Origin of the sequence: Streptomyces panaciradicis (assembly GCF_023516615.1) — a bacterium.
GTDB classification, from domain to species: domain Bacteria; phylum Actinomycetota; class Actinomycetes; order Streptomycetales; family Streptomycetaceae; genus Streptomyces; species Streptomyces panaciradicis.
Genome location: NZ_JAMGBF010000020.1, coordinates 1 through 25353 on the forward strand (window position 1 = coordinate 1; position 25353 = coordinate 25353).

General features: G+C 73.4%; 23 protein-coding genes and 1 pseudogene. 11 read left to right on the top strand and 13 right to left on the bottom strand.

Translation table 11 applies throughout. The features are described from left to right. The 4 genes and pseudogenes from M8J74_RS08720 to M8J74_RS08735 form a co-directional block, all read right to left on the bottom strand. Positions 1–999: pseudogene (locus M8J74_RS08720) on the bottom strand (hypothetical protein); the annotation flags it as partial. Between the two features lie 34 nt (positions 1000–1033). Further along, positions 1034–1924 carry a hypothetical protein gene (locus tag M8J74_RS08725; protein ID WP_249835842.1) on the bottom strand — a complete coding sequence of 297 codons (891 nt, stop codon included), beginning with the start codon at positions 1922–1924 and terminating at the stop codon, positions 1034–1036. A gap of 34 nt (positions 1925–1958) precedes the next feature. Next, positions 1959–3485 carry a hypothetical protein gene (locus tag M8J74_RS08730; RefSeq protein ID WP_249835843.1) on the bottom strand — a complete coding sequence of 509 codons (1527 nt, stop codon included), beginning with the start codon at positions 3483–3485 and terminating at the stop codon, positions 1959–1961. Between the two features lie 113 nt (positions 3486–3598). Then, the gene (locus M8J74_RS08735) at positions 3599–4294 is read right to left on the bottom strand and encodes a GntR family transcriptional regulator (protein WP_249835844.1); all 696 of its coding nucleotides are present in this window, start codon (positions 4292–4294) and stop codon (positions 3599–3601) included. A 174-nt stretch (positions 4295–4468) separates the two neighbouring features. Between M8J74_RS08735 and M8J74_RS08740 the strand changes: the two genes are divergently transcribed. From M8J74_RS08740 to M8J74_RS08760, 5 genes are read left to right on the top strand one after another with little or no spacing between them, the layout of a single operon-like run. Beyond that, entirely contained in the window at positions 4469–5764 is a 1296-nt protein-coding gene (locus M8J74_RS08740) for an MFS transporter (RefSeq protein ID WP_249835845.1), read from the top strand. A gap of 14 nt (positions 5765–5778) precedes the next feature. Continuing rightward, positions 5779–6594 (top strand): putative hydro-lyase, encoded by an 816-nt coding sequence (locus tag M8J74_RS08745; protein WP_249835953.1) that lies wholly within the window; start codon positions 5779–5781, stop codon positions 6592–6594. A 15-nt stretch (positions 6595–6609) separates the two neighbouring features. After that, a complete protein-coding gene (locus tag M8J74_RS08750; RefSeq protein ID WP_058926578.1) occupies positions 6610–7368 on the top strand; it encodes a LamB/YcsF family protein in 759 nt (252 codons plus the stop codon). Continuing rightward, positions 7365–7982: a 5-oxoprolinase subunit B family protein gene (locus M8J74_RS08755; protein WP_249835846.1), complete on the top strand. Its 618-nt coding sequence runs from the start codon at positions 7365–7367 to the stop codon at positions 7980–7982. The genes M8J74_RS08750 and M8J74_RS08755 overlap by 4 nt, the downstream gene beginning before the upstream one ends. After that, entirely contained in the window at positions 7979–8848 is an 870-nt protein-coding gene (locus tag M8J74_RS08760; RefSeq protein WP_249835847.1) for a 5-oxoprolinase subunit C family protein, read from the top strand. Before M8J74_RS08755 ends, M8J74_RS08760 begins: the two co-directional genes overlap by 4 nt. 70 nt (positions 8849–8918) lie before the next feature. On the opposite strand, the gene M8J74_RS08765 is transcribed toward M8J74_RS08760, so the two are convergent. From M8J74_RS08765 to M8J74_RS08785, 5 genes are all read right to left on the bottom strand, one after another. Then, complete coding sequence (locus tag M8J74_RS08765) at positions 8919–9752, bottom strand: SGNH/GDSL hydrolase family protein (protein ID WP_249835848.1); 834 nt, start codon at positions 9750–9752, stop codon at positions 8919–8921. Further along, the gene (locus M8J74_RS08770; protein WP_249835849.1) at positions 9749–10906 is read right to left on the bottom strand and encodes a glycosyltransferase; all 1158 of its coding nucleotides are present in this window, start codon (positions 10904–10906) and stop codon (positions 9749–9751) included. The genes M8J74_RS08765 and M8J74_RS08770 overlap by 4 nt, the downstream gene beginning before the upstream one ends. Then, positions 10903–12048, bottom strand: coding sequence for a glycosyltransferase family 4 protein (locus M8J74_RS08775; RefSeq protein ID WP_249835850.1), 1146 nt, complete (start codon positions 12046–12048; stop codon positions 10903–10905). Before M8J74_RS08775 ends, M8J74_RS08770 begins: the two co-directional genes overlap by 4 nt. Positions 12049–12289: 241 nt before the next feature. Then, positions 12290–13708, bottom strand: a complete 1419-nt coding sequence (locus M8J74_RS08780; RefSeq protein ID WP_249835851.1) for a HEAT repeat domain-containing protein — start codon at positions 13706–13708, stop codon at positions 12290–12292. Between the two features lie 301 nt (positions 13709–14009). Next, positions 14010–14402, bottom strand: coding sequence for an ankyrin repeat domain-containing protein (locus tag M8J74_RS08785; protein WP_249835852.1), 393 nt, complete (start codon positions 14400–14402; stop codon positions 14010–14012). A 260-nt stretch (positions 14403–14662) separates the two neighbouring features. Between M8J74_RS08785 and M8J74_RS08790 the strand changes: the two genes are divergently transcribed. Then, complete coding sequence (locus M8J74_RS08790; protein ID WP_058926570.1) at positions 14663–14857, top strand: hypothetical protein; 195 nt, start codon at positions 14663–14665, stop codon at positions 14855–14857. A 40-nt stretch (positions 14858–14897) separates the two neighbouring features. After that, positions 14898–16514 carry an ATP-binding cassette domain-containing protein gene (locus tag M8J74_RS08795; RefSeq protein WP_249835853.1) on the top strand — a complete coding sequence of 539 codons (1617 nt, stop codon included), beginning with the start codon at positions 14898–14900 and terminating at the stop codon, positions 16512–16514. An 87-nt stretch (positions 16515–16601) separates the two neighbouring features. On the opposite strand, the gene M8J74_RS08800 is transcribed toward M8J74_RS08795, so the two are convergent. Beyond that, the gene (locus M8J74_RS08800) at positions 16602–18113 is read right to left on the bottom strand and encodes an SCO1417 family PLP biosynthesis transcription factor (protein WP_249835854.1); all 1512 of its coding nucleotides are present in this window, start codon (positions 18111–18113) and stop codon (positions 16602–16604) included. Positions 18114–18143: 30 nt separating this feature from the next. Here M8J74_RS08800 and yczE point away from each other — a divergent pair, with 30 nt between their 5' ends. From yczE to M8J74_RS08820, 4 genes are all read left to right on the top strand, one after another. Then, positions 18144–18866: a membrane protein YczE gene (gene yczE, locus M8J74_RS08805; RefSeq protein WP_372500141.1), complete on the top strand. Its 723-nt coding sequence runs from the start codon at positions 18144–18146 to the stop codon at positions 18864–18866. Continuing rightward, positions 18863–19639 (top strand): glycerophosphodiester phosphodiesterase family protein, encoded by a 777-nt coding sequence (locus M8J74_RS08810; protein WP_249835856.1) that lies wholly within the window; start codon positions 18863–18865, stop codon positions 19637–19639. The genes yczE and M8J74_RS08810 overlap by 4 nt, the downstream gene beginning before the upstream one ends. A 54-nt stretch (positions 19640–19693) precedes the next feature. Further along, on the top strand, positions 19694–21031 hold the full coding sequence (locus M8J74_RS08815; protein ID WP_249835857.1) for an MFS transporter: 1338 nt from the start codon (positions 19694–19696) through the stop codon (positions 21029–21031). A gap of 255 nt (positions 21032–21286) precedes the next feature. Then, positions 21287–21661, top strand: coding sequence for an RNA polymerase-binding protein RbpA (locus M8J74_RS08820; protein ID WP_010046329.1), 375 nt, complete (start codon positions 21287–21289; stop codon positions 21659–21661). Between the two features lie 115 nt (positions 21662–21776). On the opposite strand, the gene fxsA is transcribed toward M8J74_RS08820, so the two are convergent. The 3 genes from fxsA to M8J74_RS08835 all read right to left on the bottom strand — a co-directional run bounded on the left by fxsA (position 21777) and on the right by M8J74_RS08835 (position 25350). Next, the gene (fxsA, locus tag M8J74_RS08825; RefSeq protein WP_249835858.1) at positions 21777–22340 is read right to left on the bottom strand and encodes an FxsA family membrane protein; all 564 of its coding nucleotides are present in this window, start codon (positions 22338–22340) and stop codon (positions 21777–21779) included. 81 nt (positions 22341–22421) lie between these two features. Beyond that, positions 22422–23216 (bottom strand): polyprenol monophosphomannose synthase, encoded by a 795-nt coding sequence (locus M8J74_RS08830; RefSeq protein ID WP_249835859.1) that lies wholly within the window; start codon positions 23214–23216, stop codon positions 22422–22424. A 535-nt stretch (positions 23217–23751) separates the two neighbouring features. Next, positions 23752–25350 carry an amidohydrolase gene (locus M8J74_RS08835; RefSeq protein ID WP_249835860.1) on the bottom strand — a complete coding sequence of 533 codons (1599 nt, stop codon included), beginning with the start codon at positions 25348–25350 and terminating at the stop codon, positions 23752–23754. Positions 25351–25353 lie beyond the last annotated feature (3 nt).

Here is a 25353-nt window from a genome sequence, read left to right on the forward strand (position 1 = left end):
GCGGGCGGACAGCCGGCGGGCCAGCGTGCGGGTGCGGCGCTCGGCGCCGGCGTGGACGTCGCGCGCCCGCGCGCGTGCCTCCGCGGCCTCGATGATCCGGCCGAGGAGGTCCACCGATCCGGCGGTGAAGTCCCGTTCGGCCATCAGCTCGGCGCGGCGGCCCAGTTTGTTGCCGAAGCCGCTGACGAGGTCGGCGAGCCCGTCGGTGTCCCGGGTGTCGGTGACGGCGCGCAGCAGCAGGTCGGTGAAGTCGGAGTCCTTCTTGACCGCGAAGAGACCGGCCGCCTCGCCCTCGTCGGCGTTCATCTCGCGCTGGTAGCGGAAGAGTTCGGGGTCGAGGCCGAGGTCGCCGAGGTGCTCGATCCACCGGTCGTGGATCTCCTCCCAGTGCACCTCCAGGTGGGGGTAGGCCTTTCCGGCCTCGGTGAGGGCGTCCCGGAAGCCCTTCATGGTGCGGCGGCGGCCCTGGGCACCCGACTGGCCCTCGACCACGGGACGGACGGCGGTGGACTCGGCGACCGGCAGGTTGTCCAGGGACAGCCCGGGTCCGGGCCGGAACGAGTACCAGGCCTCGGCGAACTTGCGCGGGTCGTTGGAGACCTGCCGGCCGCGCCACTCGCTGACCTTGCCGACGACGACGCACTCGCCGGTCAGCGTGTGCTGCCACTCCAGGGCGACGTGCCCGCAGTCGTCGGCGAGCAGGAACTTGCGCAGCACGCCGGAGCTGGCGCCGCCGAGGGTGTTGCGGTGGCCGGGCAGCATCACCGAGAAGATCAGCTTCAGCAGGACCGACTTGCCGCCGCCGTTCTCCAGGAAGAGGACGCCGGCGGGCGCGGGGCGGCGCGGCGGCCCGACGGGCTCCTCCTCGAAGAACTCCGCCTGGGTGGGCGCGGGGTCGGGCACCGGCTCGCCCACGCCGCGCAGGTCGAGCACGGTGTCGGCGTAGCGCGCACCGGCGGGCCCGATGGAGTAGAGGCGGACGCGGGACAGCTCGTACATGGCGGACTCTCGTAGGTCTTCGGCAGGTGGGGGGTCAGGACGGGGACGACGAGTGGAAGGGCAGCCCGGCGTCGGCCGCCAGGTGCAGGTCGTCGGTGTCCTCGGGCGGCAGCAGTGTGGGGGTGCCGTCGGTCACCGGGACGACGCCCAGCTCCAGCAGTTCGGCCATCGCGGCGCTGCCCGCCATGTCCCGCACCTGGAGCTGGTAGCGGGCGGTGGTGCGGTAGGTGCCGCCGTGGTCGTCACCGGTGCGCTGGAGGAAGCCGGAGTCGGTGAGGAAGGCGACCGCCTTGCCGACGATGCCGGTCGTCGAACCGGCGAGTCTGCGCGCGTCCTTGGTGGCGCCGGCCGCGCTGCGTCTCATCCAGATCCGCCACGCGGCCTCCAGCCCGGGCGCGTCGGTGGCCGGGTCGGTGTTCTCGCCCTGCTCCTCGGCGCGTTCCTCCAGCCGCCGGCAGGCCTGCCGGACGAAGGCGTCGACGCCGTTGACGGTCACGCGGCCGATGTAGCCGTCGTCGGCCAGGTCCTCGGGGCGCGGGAAGGCCATGGCGGCGACGGCGAGGTGGGCCAGTCCGTGCAGGAAGCGGTCCCCGCCGTCGGCGGACGTACGACGTGCGTAGTCGCCCATGCGGACGGCGAACACCGAGTCCTCGGCCGCGGTCACGGCCATCCCCGCGCGCGGGGACACCTCCAGCACGATCAGCCCGAGCCCGGCGGCCACGGCGTCCGCGAGCCGCGCGAAGGGCGGGTCCTCCCGGTAGCGCCGCAGCAGTTCGGCGTACTCCTGGTCCCGCGCGGGCTGCAGTTTGGGCTGCAGCCCGAAGGCGACGAGCCGCGCCGCGTCGGCGGCGTCGGCGGGCGTGACGGCACTGGGCGCCGAGGGCGCCGGTGCCTCCGTGTCGCTCCGGTCGACGTGCTCGGTCACTGCTCGGGCTCCTTGGTGTCGCTTCGTTCCTCGGTCATGCCGCTTCCGTCCGGTCCGCGGCCATCCCCGCCGCGTCCAGCAGGGCGGTCCCGACGATCAGGTCGGCGCCGCCGAACTCGGGATCGTCCAGCTCGGTGCCGTCGTCGACGGCGAACAGCAGCTTCTCCTCGCCCTGCCGGTAGGCCGTCCCGACCGGCGGGCTGGCGGCGTGCACCGCCAGCAGGGCGACCAGGTACGGCAGCTCGGGGTCGAGCCGGCGGGCCTCCGCCAGCAGTCCGGACAGCCGGCGTGGCGCGTCGGCGGGCAGGTCGAGCAGTTCGTTCGCCGCGGCCAGCTGCTCCTCGCTGAACCGGCTGTCGTCCGGCGTCGCGATGAGATCGGGTTCCGGCATCTCCGCGCCGAGGTGCTCCCGCTCCACCGGGGGCGTCAGCAGGATGTCGACGAGGTCGCCCACCCGGACCGACACCGGGGTGCGCAGGCCCGTCCCGCGCGCGAAGAAGGCGTCCGTGACCCGGACCGCCTGCTCCAGCGGCAGGGGCAGCACGGGGGCGACCAGATGTCCGTACAGGTCTATCCCCGACGAGGTCATGGGGGTGGCGAACGCCTGTCGGTCCTGCTCGGCGCGGAACAGCGGCCCGGCCTCCAGCAGCCGGGACTGCAGCTGGGTGTGCCGGCGGATGCAGTCCTTGACGATGTCGACGAGCTCGGCCGCGCGCCGCTTGTGCTCGGCGTCCTCGGTCTCGTCGCGCGCCTTGCGGATGTTGGTGAGGATGGCGTTCTCGTGGCGGTACCGGTCGGCCACGTGGTCCAGGGCCTCGGCGATCATGTCGGGCACGGAGTTGAGCCAGTCCACCGCCCGCACGTTGCGCCGGGTCGCGTCCAGGGCGCGGCGCAGGGTCTCCGAGTACTGGACGGTGCGGTAGCGGGCCTGCTCGGCGGCGAGCTGCGCGTCGGCGAGCCGGCCCCGGTTGATGAGCACCTCGAGCTTGACCTCGGCGGCGATCTGGGCGCTGGTGACGTCCGTGTCGAGGGCGCCGACCAGGACGTTGACCGCTTCGTCGGTCGTGCGGAGGTACACCGTGCCGCCGGGGCCGGGCACCTCCTCGATGAGCTTGAAGTCGTAGTCGCGCCGGACATAGCTGCCGTCGGTCGTGAAGGTGCCGTAGACGGCGCGGAAGCCGCGGTCGACGCTGCCGACGTTGATCAGGTTCTCCAGGACCCAGCGGGCCACCCGCTCGTGCTCGGCGACGGGCCGCTGCGGGGCCTGGGCGGCGATGCGGGGGATGAGGCGGGCGACTATCTGGTCGTGGTCGGCGCCGGTGTCGAAGTCCATGTTCAGGGTGACCAGGTCGATGGCCGCGAGGGCCACCTCCGCCATGCCGTAGACCGAGTACTCCCCCGCGAGGTTGGCCTTGCGGGCGTCGAGGTCGTGCAGCGGCGCGGTGCAGGCGAGCGCGCGCAGCCGCCGCGCCAGCCCCTCGTCGGCGGCCGGGCCCGGTGCGGGGCGCGGCCCCGCGCTGAGCTGGGGCGGAACACGGTCCGTCGGTGCAGGCGAAGTCACGGTGCACAGACTAGGTCCTCGGTCTGACAACGGCCCAAACGACTCAGACGGGCCCTGGCGTCACACTTTGCACCTCAGTGCGACAAGACCCCTGCCGTATCCGGCCCGGGCGCCTACGCCTCCTCGCCGACCCGCCTGCGGTACACCTCGACGACCCGCTCCAGGGAGTCCTGCAGGTAGACCGCGAGCAGCTGCTCGGCCTCGGCCCGGTCCCCCGCCTCCAGCGCCTGGAGGATCTGGCGGTTGCGGGCGAGATAGGGCTCGTGGAGCCGCTTGGGGTCGTCGACGACGTGGAAGGCGAGCCGCAGTTCGGCGAAGACGCTGCGCATCAGTTCGTCGGTGCGGGCGCTGCCCGCGAGGGCGACCAGTTCCCGGTGGAAGTGGATGTTGGCGGTACCCAGCGCTTTCCAGTCACCTTCGCGCGCCGCCCGCTGCCCCTCGTCGACGGCTTCCGACAGTGCGTCGAGCCCGTACGGCGGCTCGCCGAGGCCGCGGACGACGGCGCACTCGACGAGGCCGCGGGTGCGGTAGATGTCCTCGACGTCCTCGACCGCGAGGACCCGGACGAAGACGCCGCGGTTGAGCTCGTGGACGAGCAGGCGTTCGTGCGTGAGCAGCCGGAACGCCTCGCGCAGGGTGTTGCGGGAGACCCCGAGCGCGCCCCCGATGCTGTCCTCCGACAGCCGCGTGCCGGGCGGGAAGAAGCCCTCGGCGATGCGGCTTCTGAGGATGTCCGAAACCCGTTCGGCGGTGCTGGTGCGCCCCAGGAGGGCGCGGTCCTCGGCGAGTGACGTCAGCTGCTCTGCCATGCCGGAATTCAATCGCAGATCAGAAGAACGAACCAACATGGGTATTGAGGGATCGTTGAACAATCCTCTACGGTTCTCCTCGCGGCACCGCTCCGAACACCCGCGGCGCCGACCCTTCCCGCACGGCACGGCTCACTCCTGATGCACCCTCCGTCCTCCCTCTGCGAGGTGCCCATGAGCACGACCCCTCCACCGCAGGCGCTGGCCACCGGCGCCGCCACCGGTGAACTCCCCGACCACGACGGCGCCTTGGGCTGGCTGCGCGCCCTGGGGCCGCGTGGCCGGCGCGCCTTCGCCGGCGCTTTCGGCGGTTATGCCCTGGATTCGTACGACTACTTCACGCTGCCGCTGAGCATGGTCGCGCTGTCCGCGTACTTCGGCCTGGACAGCGGCCAGACCGGCCTGTTCACCACGGTCACGCTCGTGGTCTCCGCGGTCGGCGGCGCCCTGGCGGGCGTGGTGGCGGACCGGGTGGGCCGGGTCAAGGCCCTGATGATCACGGTCATCACGTACGCGGTCTTCACCGTGGCCTGCGGCTTCGCGCCCAACTACGAGACGCTGCTGGTCTTCCGGGCGCTGCAGGGCCTCGGCTTCGGCGGCGAGTGGGCGGTCGGCGCGATCCTCGTCGCCGAGTACGCGAGCGCCCGGCACCGCGGGCGCACCCTCGGCGCGATCCAGAGTTCGTGGGCCGTGGGCTGGGCGCTGGCCGTGATCGTGTACACGGTCGTGTTCTCGTACGCGGGCGACGACCTGGCCTGGCGCATCATGTTCTGGACCGGCGCCCTGCCCGCGCTGCTGGTGATCTGGATGCGGCGCCGGGTGCACGACGCCCCGCAGGCGGCCGCCGTACGCGAACGGAGCACAGAGAAGGGCTCGTTCACGGCGATCTTCAAGCCGGGTCTGCTGCGCACCACCGTCTTCGCCGGCCTGCTGTCCACCGGCGTCCAGGGCGGCTACTACACGCTGGCCACCTGGGTGCCCACGTACCTGAAGACCGACCGCGGCCTGTCGGTGGTCGGCACCGGCGGCTACCTGACCTTCCTGATCTCCGGCGCCTTCCTCGGCTATCTGACCGGTGGTTACCTCACCGACCGGCTCGGGCGCCGGCGCAACATCTGGCTGTTCGCCCTGCTGTCCGCGCTCTGCATCCTGGCGTACGCCAACATCCCGCAGGGCGCCAACACCCTGCTCCTGGTGCTCGGTTTCCCGCTCGGGTTCTGCATGTCGGCCATCTTCAGCGGCTTCGGGTCCTACCTGAGCGAGCTGTACCCGACGGCTGTGCGGGGTACCGGCCAGGGCTTCACGTACAACACCGGGCGCGCCGTCGGTGCCGTCTTCCCCACCGCGGTCGGCTTCCTGGCCGACAGCTGGGGCGTCGGCGGAGCCCTGGTGTTCGGCGCGATCGGGTACGGCCTCGCGGCGCTGGCGCTGCTCGGGCTGCCGGAGACGCGCGGGAAGGAGCTGGCGTGAACCGGACCGAGGACATGGTCGCCGACCTCCCCCTGACCCTCGTCGACGAGCACGCGCACGCGTGGAGCCCGAAAGCCGCCCGCGCCCGCTTCCGGGACGGCCTCACCGGCCCCACCGCCGGGGTCGCGGCGGGCCACACCCAGGTCAACCTGATCTCGGTGCCTGCCGACTGGGCGTACGACATGCTGCTGTTCTGCCAGCGCAACCCCAAGCCGTGCCCGGTGCTCGACGTGACGGACGCCGGTTCCTGGGGCACCGTCCTCGCCGACGGCGCGGACCTGCGCACCGACCTGCCGCGCTACCGGGTGTGGCGGGACGGCGAGTTGGTGGACGAGCCCACGGACGTGCGCGCGCACTGGCGCCGGGATCTGGTGTCGTTCCTGATCGGCTGCAGCTTCACCTTCGAGTGGGCGCTGGCCGAGGCGGGCGTGCCGATCCGGCACGTCGAGCAGGGCCGCAACGTGCCGATGTACGTGACGGACCGTCAGTGCCGCCCGGCGGGACGGCTGCACGGCCCCATGGTGGTGTCCATGCGGCCGGTGCCGCCGCAGCACCTGGCGGCGGCGATCCGGGAGAGCAGTCTGCTCCCGGCGGTGCACGGCAGCCCCGTGCACTGCGGCGATCCCTCGGGGCTCGGCATCGGCGACCTCGGCCGGCCCGACTTCGGCGACGCGGTGGACGCGGCGCCGGACGACATCCCGGTGTTCTGGGCCTGCGGAGTCACCCCGCAGGCCGCGGTGATGGCCTCGCGCCCGCCGTTCGCCATCACGCACGCACCGGGGCAGATGTTCCTGACGGACGCCCGCGACGAGCAGTACCGCGTCGCCTGAGAGAACGAAGGACCCATGACCTCGATCGATCTGAACGCCGACCTCGGCGAGGGCTTCGGCCGCTGGCAGCTCACCGACGACGAGCGGCTGCTGTCCGTGGTCACCAGCGCCAACGTGGCCTGCGGCTTCCACGCCGGCGACGCGGCCACCATGCGGCGCGTGTGCGAGCTCGCGGCCGAGCGCGGCGTCCGGATCGGTGCCCAGGTCTCCTACCGGGACCTGGCCGGCTTCGGACGGCGGGCGATGGACGTGCCGCCCGCCGAACTGGCGGCCGAGGTGGCCTACCAGATCGGCGCCCTGGAGGTCTTCGCGCGCGCGGCGGGCACGCGCGTGTCGTACGTCAAACCGCACGGCGCGCTCTACAACCGCGTGGTGCGCGACGAGGAGCAGGCCGGAGCGGTCGTCGACGGCGTCCTGCTCGCCGACGCCACGCTGCCCGTGCTCGGCCTGCCCGGTTCACGGCTGCTGGAGTACGCGGAGAAGGCCGGGCTCCCGGCCGTCACCGAGGCGTTCGCCGACCGCGCCTACACCGAGGAGGGCACGCTCGTGCCACGCGCGCACGAGGGCGCCGTGGTGACCGACCCGGAGGCGGTCGTGGAGCGCTCGGTGGGCCTCGCCCGCGACGGGTGGGTCGACGCGCACTCCGGGGCGCGGGTCGAGGTACGCGCGCGGTCCCTGTGCCTGCACGGCGACACCCCGGGCGCCGTCGAACTGGCCCGGCTGGTACGGGAGCGCCTGCAGGCGTCCGGGGTGCGGGTGGAGGCCTTCGCATGAGGGTGCTGCCCGTCGGCGACGGCGCCCTCCTGGTCGAGGCGGCCTCCGGCGAGGAGGCGCGGGCGCTGCACGCCGAACTGCTGCGCCGCCGCGCGGAGGGCACGCTGACGGCCCGCGAGATCGTCCCCGCCGCCCGCACGGTCCTCCTGGACGGAGTGGACGATCCGGCCAGGCTCACCGCCGAGCTGACGGCCGCCGAGATTCCCCCCGCTCCCCCACGCGCGCGGGACGTGGTCGAGATCCCGGTGCGCTACGACGGCCCCGACCTGGCGGACGTGGCCGCGCACTGGGACGTCGACACCCGCGAGGTGGCCCGCATCCACGCCGGCACCGAGTTCAGCGTCGCCTTCTGCGGGTTCGCCCCCGGTTTCGGCTACCTCACCGGTCTGCCCCGGCACTACGACGTCCCGCGCCGGGCCACCCCGCGCACGGCCGTCCCGGCGGGCGCCGTGGCCCTCGCGGGCCCCTACACGGGCGTGTACCCGCGCTCCTCCCCCGGCGGCTGGCAGCTGATCGGCAGCACGGACACGGTCCTGTGGGACCACGCGCGCGTGCCGGCCGCGCTGCTGTCGCCCGGCACGCGCGTGCGGTTCGTCCCGGTGGGACGCTCATGACGGACCGAGCGCTCGTCGTCGTACGCGCCGGAGCCCTGACGACCGTCCAGGACCAGGGCCGCCCGGGCCACGCCCATCTCGGGGTGCCGCGCTCCGGGGCGCTCGACGGCCCCACGGCGGCGCTCGTCAACCGTCTCGTCGGCAATCCGCCCGGCGCCGCCGTCCTGGAGACCACCGTCAACGGCTGCTCGCTGCGGCCGCGTTCGGCGGTCACGGTGGCGGTCGGGGGCGCGCCCTGCCCGGTGACGGTGGAGGGCCGCCCGGTGCCCTGGGGCGCGCCCGTACGCGTCCCCGCCGGCGCCCTCCTGGACATCGGCACCGTCGTCTCGGGCGTACGGGGCTACGTCGCCGTCTCCGGGGGCGTCGCCGTCGACCCGGTGCTGGGGAGCCGTTCCACGGACCTGTTGTCCGGTCTGGGCCCGGCACCGCTCACGGACGGCACGGTGCTGCCCCTGGGCACGCCGCAGGCGCCTCCCGCGCGCGTGGACGCCGCCCCGCAGCCGGCGCCGCCGGCCGAGCTCGTCCTGAGGGTGACGCTGGGTCCGCGCGACGACTGGTTCACCCCGGCGGCACTGCACGCCTTCACCTCCCGCACCTATCGGGTGTCCCCGGCGAGCAACCGCATCGGCCTGCGCACGGAGGGCCCCACCCTGGAGCGAGCCCGCCCCGGCGAACTCCCCAGCGAGGGCATGGTGCTGGGCGCGGTCCAGGTACCGCCCGACGGCAGGCCGGTGGTCTTCCTGGCCGACCACCCGACCACCGGCGGCTACCCGGTGATCGCGGTCGTCCGCCCCCCGGACCTCCCGGCCGCCGCCCAGGCGGCACCGGGAACACCGGTCCGCTTCGTGGGGACACGGCGACCATGACGCCGTGAAGGGGCGCGGGGAACCGCGCGACCAGCCCCCACGCACCCGCTGAGCCCCACGGCCGAGCGCTTCACGCGACGTCCGACACCGCGGCCAGCGCCGCCGACACCGCCGCCGCGGCCCCGATGTCCAGCCGCCCGCTCGTCCCCCGCACCCCGTGCCGCACCTCGTCGGCGGCCAGCCGAAGCAGCTGCGGCAGCAGATCGGTGCACCGCCGCGCCACCCAGGCGGTGCCCGCCGTGGCCAGCCACCACAGGCTCGCCGACCTCGTGGGCACGGGATGCTCCGGCTCCGGCGAGGGCGCCGCCCCCGTCGCACGACCCGCCTGCGCCAGCAGCGCGTGGAAGCGCACGGCCAGCTGCCGGTGCCCGCGCTCGCCGGGGTGCAGCCGGTCCGCGCTCCACATCGCGCGGTCCGTGATCCAGCCCTCCTCGGCCGCGTGCAGATGCACCGCCCCGTAGCGGTCGGACAGCACGTGGACCACCTCGTTGACCGCCCGCTGCCGTCTGGCCAGGGGCCTGGCCAGGGAGCCCGGCAGGCCGAGCATCGATCCGGGGTCGGGCAGACAGGCGGTGAGCAGGGTCGCCCCCTGCGCGGTGAAGGCGGCGTACACCCGGTCCAGACGCGCGGCGACGGCGTGGATGTCGAACGTGCGGCGCAAGGTGTCGTTGACGCCGATCACCACGGACACGACGTCCGGCTCCAGGGCGAGACCGGCCGGCGTCTGGACCTCCAGCACCTCCCTGGTCTGCGCGCCGCTGACGGCGAGGTTGGTGAACTCGACGTCCGCCTCGGCGAGTCCGCCTGCGAGCAGCGCGGCCCAGCCGCGCCACCCGTCGCCGGCCGGGTCGCCCACGCCCTCGGTCAGGGAGTCCCCGAGGGCGACGAAACGCGTGGCTCTCATGCCACGCCCCCGGGGACGGCGCGACGCTCCGGGACCGTCGCGTCGTGCGCGGCGAGGAAGGCGTCCACGGCCGCGTTCCACCCGAAGCACTCCGCACGCGCGCGTGCCGCCTCGCGCCGTTCCTGTTCGGGGAGCCGGAGCAGGGTGTCCACGGCGTCCGCGAACGCCTCCCCGTGGTCCGCCGCGACGGCCCCGGCCGAGCCGATGACCTCCGGCAGCGCCGACGACGCGCTCACCACCACGGGGGTGGCGCAGGCCATGGCCTCCAGCGCGGCCAGACCGAACGTCTCGGCGGGTCCGGGGGCCAGGCAGAGGTCGGCCGAGGCCTGCAGCGCGCCGAGCCTGGCGCGGTCGGAGACATGCCCGAGGAACGTCACCGGCAGCCGGCGCTCACGCGCCCGCAGTTCGAGCCGTCCCCGCAGCGGCCCGTCGCCGGCGACCACCAGCACCGCCCGGCGGCCGCGACGGATCAGCGCCTCCAGGGCGTCGAGCGCCGTGCCGGGGCGTTTCTCCACGGACAGGCGTGTGCAGGTCACGAGCAGCGTCTCGGTCTCGCGCGCGTAGTGTGCGCGCAGCGCCGCGTCGTACAGGGCGGGACGGCGTTCCACCAGGTCGACGCCCAGCGGTGCCCGTACGACGTTGCGCGCGCCGATCCGTACGAACTCCCGCTCGGCGAACTCGGTCGTGCACACCACGCGCGCGTAGGTGTGCGCCGTACGGGTGTTGAGGGCGTCCGCGGCGCGCCGGGCGGCGCCCTCGGACAGGCCCCAGGTGCGCAGCACTCCGTCGGCGGTCTCGTGCGAGACCATCACGGCGGGCACCCGGTGCCGCCGGGCCCACTTGCCGGTCCACCTGAGGGTCGTCCGGTCGGAGACCTCCAGCCGGTCCGGCGCCAGTTCCTCCAGCAGGGCGGCGACCCGCCGCTTGTCGGTCAGCACGCGGTAGCCGCCCGTGGCGGGCAGCAGCGGCCCTGGCAGGGTGATGACGCGGCCCTGTTCGGTGTCGCGGTCGTCCGCGCGTGCGCCGGGGACGATGAGCACGGGCTCGTGCCCGGCCGCCCGGTAGCCCTTGCCGAGTTCGCGCAGGGCGGTGCGCAGTCCGCCGGAGGCGGGCGCGACGAAGTTGGCGAGGCGGACGATCCGAAGGGGGGTCATGCCGCCACCGCCGTCTTCTTCCGGGCGGCGAGCACGTCCGCGTAGTGCCCGATCAGCTGGTCGCCGACGGCCGCCCAGGTGCGTCCCTCGACCGTGGCGCGGGCGGTGGCACCGAACACGAAGCGCCGTTCGGGGTCGGCGATCAGGGTCCTCACCGCCTCGCGGACGGCGTCCGCGTCGTGCGGCGGCACCAGCAGCCCGGTGCGCTCGTGGGCGACCAGGTCCAGCGGGCCGCCGACGGCGGGCGCGACGACCGGGACACCGCTGGCCATGGCCTCCTGCACGGTCTGGCAGAAGGTCTCGAAGGGGCCGGTGTGCGCGAAGACGTCCAGGGAGGCGTAGATCCGGGCGAGTTCCTCGCCGGTGCGGCGGCCGAGGAAGACCGCGCCCGGGAGGGCCTCGGTCAGGCTCGGCCGGCTCGGGCCGTCGCCGACGACCACGACGCGCACGCCGTCGAGTCCGCACACACCCGACAGGAGTTCGACGTGCTTCTCGGGGGCGAGGCGGCCGACGTAGCCGACGATCAGCTCGCCGTCGGGGGCGAGTTCGCGGCGCAGGGCGTCGTCGCGCAGGTCGGGACGGAACCGGACGGTGTCCACGCCGCGCGGCCACAGCTTGACCCGGGGGACGTCGTGGGTCCGCAGGTCGCGCAGGGAGGCACTGGAGGGGGCGAGGGTGAGGTCGGCGGCCGCGTGGACGGAGCGGATGCGCCGCCACGCCGCGGCCTCGCCGGCGCCCATGTAGGTGCGGGCGTATCCGGCCAGGTCGGTCTGGTAGACGGCCACGGCGGGGATGCCGAGCCGGGCGGCGGCGGCCATGCCGCGGACGCCGAGGACGAAGGGGCTGGCCAGGTGCACGATGTCGGCCCGGTGCTCGACCACGGCGGCGGCGAGGCGCCGGCTGGGCAGGGCGACGCGGACCTGGGGGTAGCCCGGGAGCGGGAGGGAGGGGACACGGACGACGGGGCACGGCGCCTGGGCGTCGGGCCCGGTCCCGGCCCGGCCGAGCAGGGCGGCGGTGGCAGGGGCGACGACGAGCGGATGGTGACCGCGATCTACGAGGTGCCGGGCGGTCTGGAGCGCGCAGTGGGCCACGCCGTTCACATCGGGGGGAAAGGATTCGGTCACGATGACGACACGCATACCGGTGTTCTCGCCGTGCCGGACGTGGCCGCGTCAACGTGGATCTTTGCGCACGATGAACGTCCCGTGAGCGTTCCTTCGCACACCCGGGCAGGTCAGACCGTGTCCATGACCGGCTGACCCGCGGGTCATCCCTCGTTCATCCGGCGGCCGTGCCACCATCCGGCGTCACGGTCCGGGGGGTGTCCCGAGCACCGCGCCTGCCCGGATCCCGCCGCCCGCGCCCTTCCGTCCGCGCGCCTCACACGGCGGGCCCCTCGGGTGCGATCCGGCTGCGTACCGCCGTCTGCACCTCGGCTTCCTCGGCCGGATCGGCGGCGAGGCGGCGGAGCTGTTCGACGACCCGGGCGTCGCCGGTCTCGGCGTGCCGGGCGGCGATCTCGCGGGTGGACTCCTCGCAGTCCCAGAGGCATTCGACGGCGAAGCCGGCGGGGAAGGAGGGGTCGGTGGCGGCGAGGGCCCGGGCGGCCCGGCCGCGCAGGTGGGAGGAGGCGGTCTCGCGGTAGATGTGGCGCAGGACGGGGGCGGCGCAGGCGATGCCGAGCCGGCCGGTGCCGTCCACGAGGGTCCACAGCGTGGGGGCGTCGGGGCCCTCGCCCCGGACGGCTTCCCGCAGTGCGCCGAGGACCAGGTCCTTGTCCTCGACCCCGCCGCGGCAGGCGAGCATGCGGCCGGCGGCGGCGCCGAGCGGGTCGGGGCGGCGGGCCCAGCCGCGCGCGCGGTCGACGGCGGCGATGCTCCGCATCCGTTCGAAGGCGTCCACGGCGGCCTCCACGACGGCCGGTGTGCCCGTGGCCACGGCGCCCTCGATCAGATCGAGGGCGTCGGGATCGTTGCCGTCGGCGAGGTAGCGCAGGGCGGTGCAACGCGCCCCGTCGAAGCCGTCCTCGGCGGCCCGGACGATCTCCGCCCGGTCCTCGGGGCCTGCGACGGCGACCAGACAGCGGGCGGCGGGCACGTGCAGGGCCGCGCCCCGCTCGAAGCCCTGCTGGGCCCACTCGAAGACGGCCTGCACGCTCCACCCCGGACGAGGCCCGGTCGGTCGCATCTGCCGTTGCCAGCGGTCGAAGCAGCCGGCCTCGTGGGCGGCACGCACACGCGTGGCGATCGATTCGCGGGGATCCTCGGCCCACAGCCGCCAGGGCCGGGGCTCGAAGGCGTCCCGTACGGCGGCGGCGAGCTCGGCCTCGCCCTCGGCGTCGGTGGCGAAGCGGGCGAGGACGGGCGCGGCCAGGGACCGCAGACCGGCGTCGTCGTCCCGCAGGGCCAGCTCGTCCAGGGCCCAGGCCCAGTTGGAGCCGGAGGCGGCGTACCGGCGCAGCAGCTGGAGCGCGTCCCGCCGGCCGTAGGAGGCGAGGTGGCCGAGGACCGCGAGGGCCAGGCCCGTGCGGGACTCCTCGGTGTCGAAGGCGTCCTCGACGTCGAAGAGGTGGGCCTCGATCTCGTCCAGCTCGCCGTGCAGGTCGAGGTAGAGGCGGGCGTAGTAGAGGGAGCGGTTCTCCACCTGCCAGTCGTGGCGGGGATCGCGCAGCACACAGTGGTTGAGAGCCGCGAGCGCTTCGGCGCGCGGCGCGGTGAGCGCGTGCAGTGTTCCGTCGCCGCGGCCCCGCTGAAGCAGGCCGAGCAGCGTACCGCTGGGCGCTATGACCGGTTCGAACATGGGAAACAGCCTCACATCAAGCGTCGACGCAACCGGGGATTCTGCTTCACCTGGCCGCGTGACAACACGTCGGGGCGCCCGCCGTTTCCTGCTTGCTGTAGACCATTTCTCTCTGCCTCTCGTCGGTGGCCCATGCGGGCCGCGTCACGGCCCGCGCGGTGCGGCATCACCTGCCCAGCCATCGCGTCCGTGAATCACGACGTCATGATGACTCGGCAGTTCGACCTGCCGCGACCGAAATTTCGGCGGCCCTGTACCGCCTCCCCCGTTTTCTGTGTTTTCGCTGGTCAGAACATACGGATCAGTGTGCGCCGAACAATTCGAGCAGTTCTGTCCGGCCGAACATCCGGGCGGTGTCCACGGCTGACGGCGTGCCCGCGGACGGGTCGGCGCCCCCCTCCAGGAGGGCCTTGATGACGTCCGTCTCACCCTTGAAGACGGCCCCGGCGAGCGGCGTCTGCCCGCGGTCGTTGATCTCGTCGGCGGCGGCGCCCCGGGCGAGCAGTTCGCGCACCGCGTCGGCGTGCCCGTGATAGGCGGCGAGCATGAGGAGCGAGTCGCCCCTGTCGTTGGTGAGGTCGGCCGGAACGCCTGCGTCGACATACGCCACGAGTGCCTCGGCCGGACCCTGACGGGCCAGATCGAAGATCTTGGTCGCCAGCTCCACGACCTCGGGGTCGGGCGCTTCAGTCATCGGCCGGTCCGCCTCTCATACAACCGTTCAGGTGAATCGCAAGGGTACTGGCTCGCGCCGCACATGACCCGATGTGCCGGAGGTAAAGATCACCACAGACCCGGTCGGACGCAAAAGCCCTGCTCAATAGGGCCAGCAGGGCTCAGCCATCCGGGGGAAATCAGCCGAAATTCACCCAGTTGCACCTTTTATCGTATGGATACATCCTGTGATCCTGGAAGTACTCATGGTGACTGTCCCCGCGAACCAGGAGAACTCAAATGATCCTGTCCATTTCAGGCGTGGTCCTGCTCGGCATCGTCGTCTTCCTCTTCTTCCGCAAGGACGGCCTGAAGGCCTCGCACGCCATGGTCTCGGCCCTCTTCGGCTTCTATCTGTCGAGCACGGCCATCGCCCCGAGCATCAAGGCGGGCGGCGAGAGCCTGGCCAGCCTCCTCGGCGGCATCAAGTTCTGACGCCGCCCCTCCGTCCCGTACGCACCCCGAGGAGACATCAGTGGCCCGGCGCCCCCTCCCCCGCATCCTGAGCACAGGCAGCGCGCAGATCGCCCGAAGCCGGGAGCTGGCCCGGACGGCGGCCGACAGCGCCACCGACGTCCTCCATCCGCTGATCACGATCACGCGCGGTCTGCGCCGGCTGGCGGCGGCCGGCCGGCGCAGATGGGCCGAGACACCCAAGGACAAGCGCGGGCCGCTGCTGTTCCTGGTGGCGTCGGTGGTCCTGGTCGTGGCGCTGGTGCCGTACGGCCCGCTGCTCGCCGCCGTCGTCCTGATGTCGGCGGCGGCCTGGCAGGGCCGCGACCGCAAGCCGCCGGAGCCGGACGGCCCCGACGACTCGCAGACCCAGCGCCTCAAGTCCCTGTACGAGGCCCTGGTGCCGTACTTCTCGACCCCCGAGGACCCGGACCCCCTGTACGCCCACGGCGGCGAGTGGGAGAAGGCGTTCCCGGCGTACGAGTTCGACCAGACGGGCCGCACCACCGAACTGGTGATCCGCTACCCCGCCTACTTCCCGGACGGCGAGGCCGAGGCCCGCGCCCGGATCGAGCAGCTGCTGCACGCCAAGTCGGGTCGCGGCCGCGAGTACCACTTCGCCTGGGACGAGGAGGGCAACCAGCTGACCGTCACGGTCCTGTCCCCGCTGCCCACCGACATCGCCGCCCAGCGTTTCGTGACGGCCCCCGGCGAGACGGTCCTCGGCTTCACCGACCCCACCCAGGTCCAGCGCACGCTCCCGCTCGGCTACGGCGAGGAGCAGCGCGACGTCCCGCCGGTCGTCTGGCGCACCGGCGTCCGCTCCACCGAGCCGCACCTGCTGGTGATGGGCCAGCCGGGCAGCGGCACCTCCACACTGCTGCGCTCGATCGCCCTGCAGGCCCTGCAGTACGGCGACGTCGTGATCGTCGAGGGCGGCGGCACCGGCGAGTACGCGTGCCTGACCGGCCGGGACGGCGTCCTCGCCGTCGAGTGCGGGCTCTCCGGGGCGACGGCCAGCCTGGAGTGGGCGGCCACCGAGACGGAACGCCGGCTCATCGCCGCCAACCGCGCCCGTCAGGCCGGCCACCCGCCGCCGGAGGACACCAAGCGCCCGCTGTGGCTCCTGCTGGACCGCCCCACCGCCTTCTCCCACCTCGCGGCGGCGGACGGCCGCAAGGACCCGCAGGCCCTGCTCCAGGTCCCCCTGCGGCACGGCCGCGCGGCCAACGTCACGGTGGTGGTGGCCGACCAGTTCGACAGCGCGGACGCGCTGAGCGACGCGGTACGCCAGCACACCCGCGCGCGTGTCGTGCTCGGACCCGCCACGGCCGAGCAATTGCGGGCGGTCCTGGGAGCGCCCCCGAACACGACGCCGGTGGCGCAGGTGCCGCCCGGCCGGGGGTACGCGCGCCTGGGCGCCGGACCGGTGCACCGCCTGCAGGTGCCGTCGACACCGGACCCCTACGACGACGCGACGAGCGACGCGGACCGGCAGGCGGTGCTCGCGCTGCTGCCCCCGCGGACGACGCCGGCCGACGGGGAGACCGTGGAGACCGGGCAGGTCGAGACGGAGCCGATCCAGGCCGAGGCCCTGCCCGTGGAGGCCGTAGAAGCCGTGGTGGCCGAGAGCTCGTGAGCCGGGGCCAGCACCTGATGTGATGGGGAGGCGGCGCGTCTCACGCCACGACCGTGGACGCGCCGCACTCCGGGACCCGCGTGGGCCTCACGCCACGAACGTGCGCGGCGTCTCCCCGCCGCCGCCCGACGCCCCCGACTCCACCAGCTTCGCCGCCGCCGCGAGCCGCACGGCCGCCTCTTCGGCCACCGCGCCTCCCACGGTGAACGGCAGCCGTACATACCCCTCGAAGGCGCCGTCGACCCCGAAGCGGGGCCCCGAGGGCACCCGTACACCGACCCGCTCCCCCGCCTCCGCGAGCCGCGAGCCGGACAGGCCGCCCGTGCGCACCCACAGGGTCAGTCCGCCCCGGGGCACCTCGAACTCCCACCCGGGCAGCTCCCGCCGTACCGCGGCGACCAGCGCGTCCCGGTTCTCCCGGGCCTGTCCGCGCCGCATCTCCACGGCCTGCTCCCAGCCGCCGGTGTTGAAGAGCCAGTTCACGGCGAGCTGTTCCAGCACCGGCGTGCCCAGGTCGGCGTAGGCCCGCGCGGCGACCAGGCTGCGGATCACGTCCGGTGCCGCCCGCACCCAGCCGATGCGCATCCCCGCCCAGAAGGCCTTGCTGGCCGATCCGACGGTGATGACGCTGGACCCGGCGGGGTCGAAGGCGCAGACGGGCCGCGGCATCGAGTCCTCGTCGAGGTCCTCGTCCAGCCACAGCTCGCTCATCGTCTCGTCCGCGATCAGCACCGTCCCCGCCGACCGGGCCGCCTCGACCAGCTGCCGCCGCTGGTCCTCGGCCGCGAGCGCGCCGGTCGGGTTGTGGAAGTCGGCGACGATGTACGCGATCCGCGGAGCCGCGTCCCGCAGGACCTGGCGCCAGCGGTCCAGGTCCCAGCCGGTCAGCCCCTCGGCCATCGCGACCGGCACCAGGCGCGCCCCCGCCTCCCGCATCAGCTGCAGGATGTTGGCGTACGACGGCGACTCGACGGCGATGCGCTCGCCGCGTCCGGCGAACAGGTGGCAGATCGCGTCGATCGCGCCCATCGCACCGGTGGTGACCATGACCTGCTCGGGCATGGTCGGGATCCCGCGCGCGGTGTAGCGGTCGGCGATCATCGAGCGCAGGGCGGGGAGCCCGGCCGGGTAGTCGCCGTGCGTGTGGGCGTACGGGGGCAGTTCCTCCAGGGCTCCCTGGACGGCCCGGGTGAGCCAGGGTTCGGGTGCGGGCAGTGCCGCGCAGCCGAGGTCGATCATCGAGCCCAGGGCCTCGGGCGGGAGAGGTTCGAGACCGCGCGCGGGGAGCGGGTTTCCGGCCGGTACGGCCGTCCAGCTCCCGGCGCCGCGCCGGGACTCCAGGAAGCCCTCGGTGCGCAGCGCCTCGTAGGCGGCCGCGACCGTGGTGCGGCTGACCGACAGGGCGAGGGCCAGCTCGCGTTCGGCGGGCAGCCGGGCGGCGACCGGGACGCGGCCCTCCAGGACCAGCAGACGGATGCCGTCGGCGAGCGCCCGGTAGGCGGGCGGACGGCGGGTGCCCGGACCGGCCGGCCGGTCCTGCTGCGACTTCAGGAGCCGGGCGAGCTGCGCGGCCCCCATCGCCGAGGTCCACTGCCCCATGGAAATCAGTCCACCTTCCCCGGATTGGCCATGGATGAGGTTTCCACTCACCCACCAGGGTGGCATGCACCAGGCCACTACGACCACAGGGGGTGTCCCTTGGCCACCAGGGACCGTTTCGGACGACGGTTGATCCAGTTGTACGTCGGGCTCACGCTGTACGGCACGAGCTCGGCGCTCCTCGTCCGCTCGGGCCTGGGACTCGAACCCTGGGGTGTGCTGCACCAGGGGCTCGCCCGGCTGACCGGCCTCACCATCGGCGTCGTGTCGATCATCGTGGGCGCCGCGGTGCTGCTGCTGTGGATACCCCTCCGCCAGCGCCCGGGCCTCGGCACCGTCTCCAACGTGTTCCTGGTCGGCATCGCCATGGACGGCACGCTCGCCCTCTCCCCCGACGTCCGCTCCCTGGCCGTACGGCTCCCCCTTCTCCTGGCCGGCATCGTGCTCAACGGCGTGGCCACCGGGCTCTACATCTCCGCCCGCTTCGGTCCGGGTCCGCGCGACGGGCTGATGACGGGCCTGCACCGCCGTACCGGACGCTCGATCCGCTCGATGCGGACGGCGATCGAAGTGGCGGTCGTGGCGACGGGATTCGTCCTCGGCGGCACGGTCGGCATCGGCACGCTGCTGTACGCGCTGTCGATCGGCCCGCTCGCCCAGCTGTTCCTGCGGGTGTTCGACGTTCCCCCGGCATCCGGCGGCAGCACGGTCGTTGCCGGCGGGCAACCGCGGCGAGCCATACTGCGACGGTGACCCCAGCGATACGCCACCCCTATCTCGACCATCCCGGTCCGATCGCCTTCGCCCACCGGGGCGGTGCCGCGGACGGCCTGGAGAACACCCTGCTGCAGTTCCGGCGGGCGGTGGCGGCGGGTTACCGGTACATCGAGACCGACGTCCACACCACGGCGGACGGCCGGCTCGTCGCCTTCCACGACGCGACGCTGGACCGGGTGGCGGACGGCGGCGGCCGGATCGCCGACCTGCCGTGGGCGGAGGTGAGCCGGGCGCGGGTGGCGGGCAGGGAGCCGATCCCGCTGTTCGAGGAGCTGCTGGAGACCTTCCCCGAGGTGCGCTGGAACGTCGACCTGAAGGCGGAGTCCTCGCTCATGCCCTTCCTGGAGCTGGTCGAGCGCACGAACGCCTGGGACCGGATCTGCGTGGGCTCCTTCTCCGAGGCGCGGGTGGTCCGCGCCCAGCGCCTGGCCGGACCGCGCCTGGCGACGTCGTACGGCACCCGCGGCGTGCTCAACCTGCGGCTGCGCTCCTGGGGCGTGCCGGCGGCGCTGCGCCGCTCGGCGGTCGCCGCCCAGGTGCCCGAGGCGCAGTCCGGCATCCAGGTCGTCGACCACCGCTTCGTGCGCGCCGCCCACGCGCGCGGGCTGCAGGTGCACGTGTGGACCGTCAACGAGGCCGAGCGCATGCACCGTCTCCTGGACCTGGGAGTCGATGGCATCATGACCGATCACATCGACACGTTGCGCAAGGTCATGGAGGACCGCGGCGTCTGGGTCCCCCACCCCTGACCCCCGCACCCCGCAGCCCGCGCGCGGGACATCCACCGGAAAAGCGAGGCGCGGGTGAGCACCACCGACACCGTGCGGACGGCCACCACCGACCTGCGGCGCGAGCAGCGCGGCTGGTACTTCTACGACTGGGCCTGCTCCGTCTACTCGACGAGCGTGCTCACCGTGTTCCTGGGCCCCTACCTGACCGCCGTCGCCAAGTCGGCGGCGGACGCGGACGGGTTCGTGCACCCGCTGGGCATCCCGGTGCGGGCCGGGTCGTTCTTCGCGTACTGCGTCTCGGCGTCCGTGATCGTCTCGATCGTGGTGATGCCCCTGGTGGGCGCGGCGGCCGACCGGACGGGCCGCAAGAAGCCGCTGCTCGCCGCCTGCGCCTACGTGGGCGCGACGGCCACGACGGGGCTGTTCTTCCTCTCGGGCGACCGGTATCTGCTGGGCGGCCTGCTGCTGATCGTCGCCAACTCCTCCGTGGCCGTCTCGATGGTCGTCTACAACTCCTACCTGCCGCAGATCGCCCCGCCCGAGGACCGCGACCGGGTCTCCTCGCGCGGCTGGGCCTTCGGCTACGCGGCCGGCTCGTCGATGCTGATCGTGAACCTGGTGCTGTTCACGGCCCACGACTCCTTCGGCGTCTCGGAGTCGGTGGCGGTCCGTATCTGTCTGGCGTCGGCCGGACTGTGGTGGGGCGCCTTCACCCTCGTACCGCTGAGGCGGCTGCACGACCGGCGTACGGCGTCCGCCGCGCCGGCCGTGCACGGATGGCGGCAGCTGGCCTCGACCGTCCGGGACATGCGGGGCAAGCCCCTCACCCTGGCGTTCCTGCTCGCCTACCTCATCTACAACGACGGCATCCAGACCGTGATCTCCCAGGCCTCGGTGTACGGCTCCGAGGAGCTGGGCCTGAGCCAGTCCACGCTGATCATGGCCGTGCTGATGGTCCAGGTGCTGGCGGTGGCGGGGGCGCTGGGCATGGGGCGGCTGGCGCGGGCGTACGGCGCCAAGCGCACGATCCTCGGTTCGCTGGTGGCGTGGACGGTGACGCTGGCGGCCGGGTACTTCCTGCCGGCCGGGGCGCCGGTGTGGTTCTTCGTGCTGGCGGCCGGCATCGGGCTCGTCCTCGGCGGCAGCCAGGCCCTGTCCCGCTCCCTCTTCTCCCATCTCGTCCCGCCCGGCAAGGAGGCCGAGTACTTCTCGGCGTACGAGATGAGCGACCGGGGTATGAGCTGGCTCGGTCCGCTTCTGTTCGGCGTCACCTACCAGCTGACGGGAAGCTACCGGGACGCGATCATCTCGCTGGTGGCGTTCTTCGTCATCGGGTTCGTGCTGCTCGCACGGGTTCCGGTGCGCAGGGCGATCCACGACGCGGGAAATCCCGTTCCCGAGATGATTTAGCACTCAAGGCGAAAGGGCTGTAGTGTACGCGTTTGGCCTGCCAGGCGTACCGTTACTGCGCGTCAAAGATGCCGAAACGCTGGGTGACATCTGCTAGCAGATGTGACAAACCGGGCGCCGGTGGGTACAACAAGGGGCGGCTACGACGGCGACACATGTCCCGGAACGGGAATCTTTAACGCCGACCGGACGTTGACCGGATGACGACGACAGCGACACCTGTCCTGTGGGCGACAAGCCCGGGAGGCACGATTCATGAGTGAGCGAGCTCTTCGCGGCACGCGCCTCGTGGTGACCAGCTACGAGACGGACCGCGGCATCGACCTGGCCCCGCGCCAGGCCGTGGAGTACGCATGCGAGAAGGGGCACCGCTTCGAGATGCCCTTCTCGGTCGAGGCGGAGATCCCGCCGGAGTGGGAGTGCAAGGTCTGCGGGGCCCAGGCACTCCTCGTTGACGGCGACGGCCCGGAAGAGAAGAAGGCCAAGCCCGCGCGTACCCATTGGGACATGCTGATGGAGCGACGCACCCGAGAGGAGCTCGAAGAGGTCCTCGAGGAGCGTCTGGCGGTTCTGCGTTCGGGAGCGATGAACATCGCGATCCATCCGCGGGACAGCCGCAAGTCGGCCTAGTCCCTGCCGGGGTCGGGTAGACACCAACACACACGCACCAGACGGCGGGCGCCCACGTGGATTCACGTGGGCGCCCGCCGTCGTGTGTGCCGAGATCCGGGGCGGCGTGCCGCCGTCAGTGCGTCAGGGGCGGGCGCGGCTCCCGCGGGGCGTCACCGGGGCGCTCGTCGTCGCGGATGACCTCACCCTGGACGATCTTGCCGTCGGGGCGGTGGATGCGGGCCTGCCGGAAGGCGTCGCCGAAGCCGCCCGGGACGGCCTCGCGCAGCTTGCGGTCGACCGTGCGCTCGGTGAACCGGCTCACGGCCCGCTGGACGGGCGGGATCAGCAGGAGCAGACCCACGGCGTCCGAGATCAGGCCGGGGATCATCAGCAGCAGGCCGCCGAGCATGAGCAGGCCGTTGCCCCCGCCGCCCTGCGGGGTTCCGCCCCGCTGCATCGCCTCGTTGAGGTTCCGAAAGGCGCGCCGGCCGGCCTTCTTCATCACCGCGCCGCCGAGCACGAACCCGGCGACGAGCAGCAGGAAGACCACGAACCCGCTGGTCGCGCCCGCGACCACGGACAGCAGCCAGATCTCCAGCACCAGCCAGGCCGCGACGCCCAGCGGCAGGAACGTCCGCAGCCGGGAGCGCCGGGGCCGGGCGGGGTAGGTGGTGGGGGTGGATGCGCCAGTCGTCATGCGTCCAGTGTGCCTGGCGGCGGCTCAGGACGGGATAAACGATGGTCGGCGGGGTCGGGGACGCCCCGCGGCGGGGCCGGGTCAGGCCTTCTTGCCGCGGCCCAGGACCTTGTCGACCCGCTCCGTGGCACCCCAGGCCGTGACCCTGAACAGGGCCTCGACAAGGATGTCGCGGCTCATCTTGGAGTCGCCGAGTTCGCGCTCGACGAAGGTGATGGGGACCTCGACGACGTGGTAGCCGGCCTTGACCGCGCGGCGGGCCAGGTCCACCTGGAAGCAGTAGCCCTGCGAGGCGACCTGCTCCAGGCCGAGGCCTTCGAGGGTCTCGCGGCGGAAGGCGCGGTAGCCGCCGGTGATGTCCCTGAGCGGCAGGTCGAGGGCGAGCCGGGAGTACAGGCTGCCGCCGCGGGAGATGAACTCGCGGCTCTTGGGCCAGTTCACCACCCGGCCGCCGGGCACCCAGCGGGAGCCGAGCACCAGGTCGGCGCCCTTCAGGGCGGTCAGGAGGCGGGGCAGTTCCTCGGGCTGGTGGGAGCCGTCGGCGTCCATCTCCACCAGGACGCCGTACCCGTGCTCCAGGCCCCAGCGGAAGCCCGCGAGGTAGGCGGCGCCGAGGCCCTCCTTGCCCTTGCGGTGCATGACCTGGACGTGGTCGTCCTCGGCCGCCAGTTCGTCGGCGAGCTTGCCGGTGCCGTCGGGGCTGTTGTCGTCGGCCACGAGGACGTGCGCCTCGGGGACGGCCGCACGGACCCGGCCGACGATCTTCTTGATGTTCTCCGCCTCGTTGTAGGTCGGAATGATCACCAAGGCCGTGCCGAGCGGGCCGAACTTTTTCCCCCGGTCCGATGCCGCGAGGGTCTCGTCGCCGTCGTTCACTGCTGCCCCTTCATGTCCGTACGCAGAGGTCCACCATAGTGGCCACGGCCTGCGATGACGGTTCAAGGACGTTCGTATCGTGGTGTCGATTCCGCAAGAGCGGGGTAAGAGCAACCGTTTTAGGGGATTCACTGCGGATGGGGGCCCGGCGCCCTTCGGGCCGACCTGGGGCCCGCTGGCTGCGGGTCGACCGAAAGCCGTTGTCTACTGAGCGTCCGGGCCCCACCCGGGTCGCACCTCCCCTACCGGCCGGAACGTTCCCTCGCAGCGGCGCGGGCGCTGAGCCTGGCTCCCAGTGACGGTGCCCCGGTGCGGCACACCGTCCCTGACCCAGCGGCGCCGCGGGCGAGTGCGCGGAAGTTCCCCGGTCGGGCGTCCGGTGGTGGACTCCGCCGAACCTACCGGCCCCCCGCCTCCGCCTGTCAACAGCCGTTCGACCTGCGACTCTTCGGGCAAATGCCTGGTCAACGGGGTGGAGGCGCAGGTCGTGCCGCGCGCGTGCGGACCACGATCGGCGGTGCGCCGGCCCGGGAGATCACTCGCCCGGCCGTACGAAGACCGTGCGGCCGCCCACCACCGTGCGCAGGCAGACGGGCAGGTCACGGCCGGGGCCGAGGTCGGGCAGGCCGGGGGTGCCGGAGCGGGGGTCGGTGGACCAGCGGGCGACGCGGTCGTCGGGCGCCTGGACCACGAGGTCGCCGGTACGCCATACGGCGTAGTCGGCGGGCGCTCCCGGCACCAGGACACCGGCGTCGTCGCGGCCGGTCGCCCGCCAGCCGCCGCGGGTGTGGGCGGTGAAGGCGGCGCGCACGGACACACGGTGCTCCGGCGTGCGGTGGAAGGCGGCGGCGCGGACGGTGCCCCACGGGTCGAAGGGCGTGACCGGGGTGTCGGAGCCGAAGGCCAGCGGGACGCCGGCGCGCAGCAGGGCGGCGAAGGGGTTGAGGGTCCGGGCGCGCTCCACGCCGAGGCGCTGGGCGTACATGCCGTCGTCGCCGCCCCAGAGCGCGTCGAAGGCCGGCTGCACGGAGGCGGTCAGGCCCAGTTCGGCGAAGGCCGCGACGGTCTGCGGCGTGAGCATCTCGGCGTGCTCGACCCGGTGCCGGGCGGCGCGGACGCGCGCGAGGCCGACCTTCTCCGCGGCGGCGCGGACGCCCTCGACGACGGTGGTCACGGCGGCGTCGCCGATGGCGTGGAAGCCCGCCTGGAGGCCTGCCTCGGTGCAGGCGACGACGTGCGCGGCGACGGCGTCCGCGTCCAGGTAGGCGGAGCCGACGTGGTCGACGTCGTTGTACGGCAGGTGCAGGCAGGCGGTGTGCGAGCCCAGGGCGCCGTCGACGAACAGGTCCCCCGCGGCGCCCACCGCGCCGAGCTCACGCGCCTTCTCGACGTCCTGCTCGGCCCAGTAGCCGACCACCCGGGGCCCGGCCTCCTCGGCCGCGAGCCGCAGCAGGCCGGTGAAGTCCTCCTCGGAGGAGATCTGCGGTCCCGCGCACTCGTGCACCGACCCGATGCCGAGGGACGCGGCCTGCGCGAGGGCGGCCCGCTGGGCGTCGGCCCGCTGGGCCGGGGTCACGGCCGCGAACGCGGCGGCGCGCACGGCGTGGTGGGCGTCGGCGGTGAGCGGGCCGTCCACCGCGCCCAGTCCGGCCATGTGGAGCAGGGCCGAGGTCGCGACGGCCGAGTGGACGTCGATCCGGCTCAGGTACAGGGGGCGGCCGCCCGTGGCCGCGTCCAGTTCGGCGCGGGTCGGCGGGCGGCCGCCGGGCCAGCGGGCGGCGTCCCAGCCGTGCCCGAGCAGAACGCGATCGCCCGGCCGAGCTGCGGCGAAGTCCCGTACGAGGGCCAGGGCCGCGTCCAGGGAGGGGGCGCCGGACAGGTCGAGGCCGGTGAGGGAGAGGCCGGTGGAGGTGGTGTGCACATGGGCGTCGGTGAACGCCGGGGTGACGAGGGCGCCGTCCAGGTCGACGACCTCGTCGACACCGTCCGCGAAGGCGTCGGCGGCGCCCTCGGAGCCGACCCAGGCGACCTGTCCGGCCTCCACGACCATCGCGGTCGCGAAGGGGTCGGCGGGGCTGTGCACCTCGCCTCGGCGGAGCAGGACGGTCTTCGGCTGGTCGGTGCGTTCACTCATGAC

Coding starts and splice junctions, on each gene's coding strand:
- M8J74_RS08820 (WP_010046329.1), top strand. CDS start 21,287: ATGAGTGAGCGAGCTCTTCGCGGCACGCGCCTCGTGGTGACCAGCTAC.
- M8J74_RS08735 (WP_249835844.1), bottom strand. CDS start 4,294: ATGGCAGAGCAGCTGACGTCACTCGCCGAGGACCGCGCCCTCCTGGGG.
- M8J74_RS08765 (WP_249835848.1), bottom strand. CDS start 9,752: ATGAGAGCCACGCGTTTCGTCGCCCTCGGGGACTCCCTGACCGAGGGC.
- M8J74_RS08770 (WP_249835849.1), bottom strand. CDS start 10,906: ATGACCCCCCTTCGGATCGTCCGCCTCGCCAACTTCGTCGCGCCCGCC.
- yczE (WP_372500141.1), top strand. CDS start 18,144: ATGGATGAGGTTTCCACTCACCCACCAGGGTGGCATGCACCAGGCCAC.
- M8J74_RS08755 (WP_249835846.1), top strand. CDS start 7,365: ATGAGGGTGCTGCCCGTCGGCGACGGCGCCCTCCTGGTCGAGGCGGCC.
- M8J74_RS08790 (WP_058926570.1), top strand. CDS start 14,663: ATGATCCTGTCCATTTCAGGCGTGGTCCTGCTCGGCATCGTCGTCTTC.
- M8J74_RS08800 (WP_249835854.1), bottom strand. CDS start 18,113: ATGGGGCAGTGGACCTCGGCGATGGGGGCCGCGCAGCTCGCCCGGCTC.
- M8J74_RS08775 (WP_249835850.1), bottom strand. CDS start 12,048: ATGCGTGTCGTCATCGTGACCGAATCCTTTCCCCCCGATGTGAACGGC.
- M8J74_RS08740 (WP_249835845.1), top strand. CDS start 4,469: ATGAGCACGACCCCTCCACCGCAGGCGCTGGCCACCGGCGCCGCCACC.
- M8J74_RS08750 (WP_058926578.1), top strand. CDS start 6,610: ATGACCTCGATCGATCTGAACGCCGACCTCGGCGAGGGCTTCGGCCGC.
- M8J74_RS08745 (WP_249835953.1), top strand. CDS start 5,779: ATGGTCGCCGACCTCCCCCTGACCCTCGTCGACGAGCACGCGCACGCG.
- M8J74_RS08780 (WP_249835851.1), bottom strand. CDS start 13,708: ATGTTCGAACCGGTCATAGCGCCCAGCGGTACGCTGCTCGGCCTGCTT.
- M8J74_RS08785 (WP_249835852.1), bottom strand. CDS start 14,402: ATGACTGAAGCGCCCGACCCCGAGGTCGTGGAGCTGGCGACCAAGATC.
- M8J74_RS08760 (WP_249835847.1), top strand. CDS start 7,979: ATGACGGACCGAGCGCTCGTCGTCGTACGCGCCGGAGCCCTGACGACC.
- fxsA (WP_249835858.1), bottom strand. CDS start 22,340: ATGACGACTGGCGCATCCACCCCCACCACCTACCCCGCCCGGCCCCGG.
- M8J74_RS08835 (WP_249835860.1), bottom strand. CDS start 25,350: ATGAGTGAACGCACCGACCAGCCGAAGACCGTCCTGCTCCGCCGAGGC.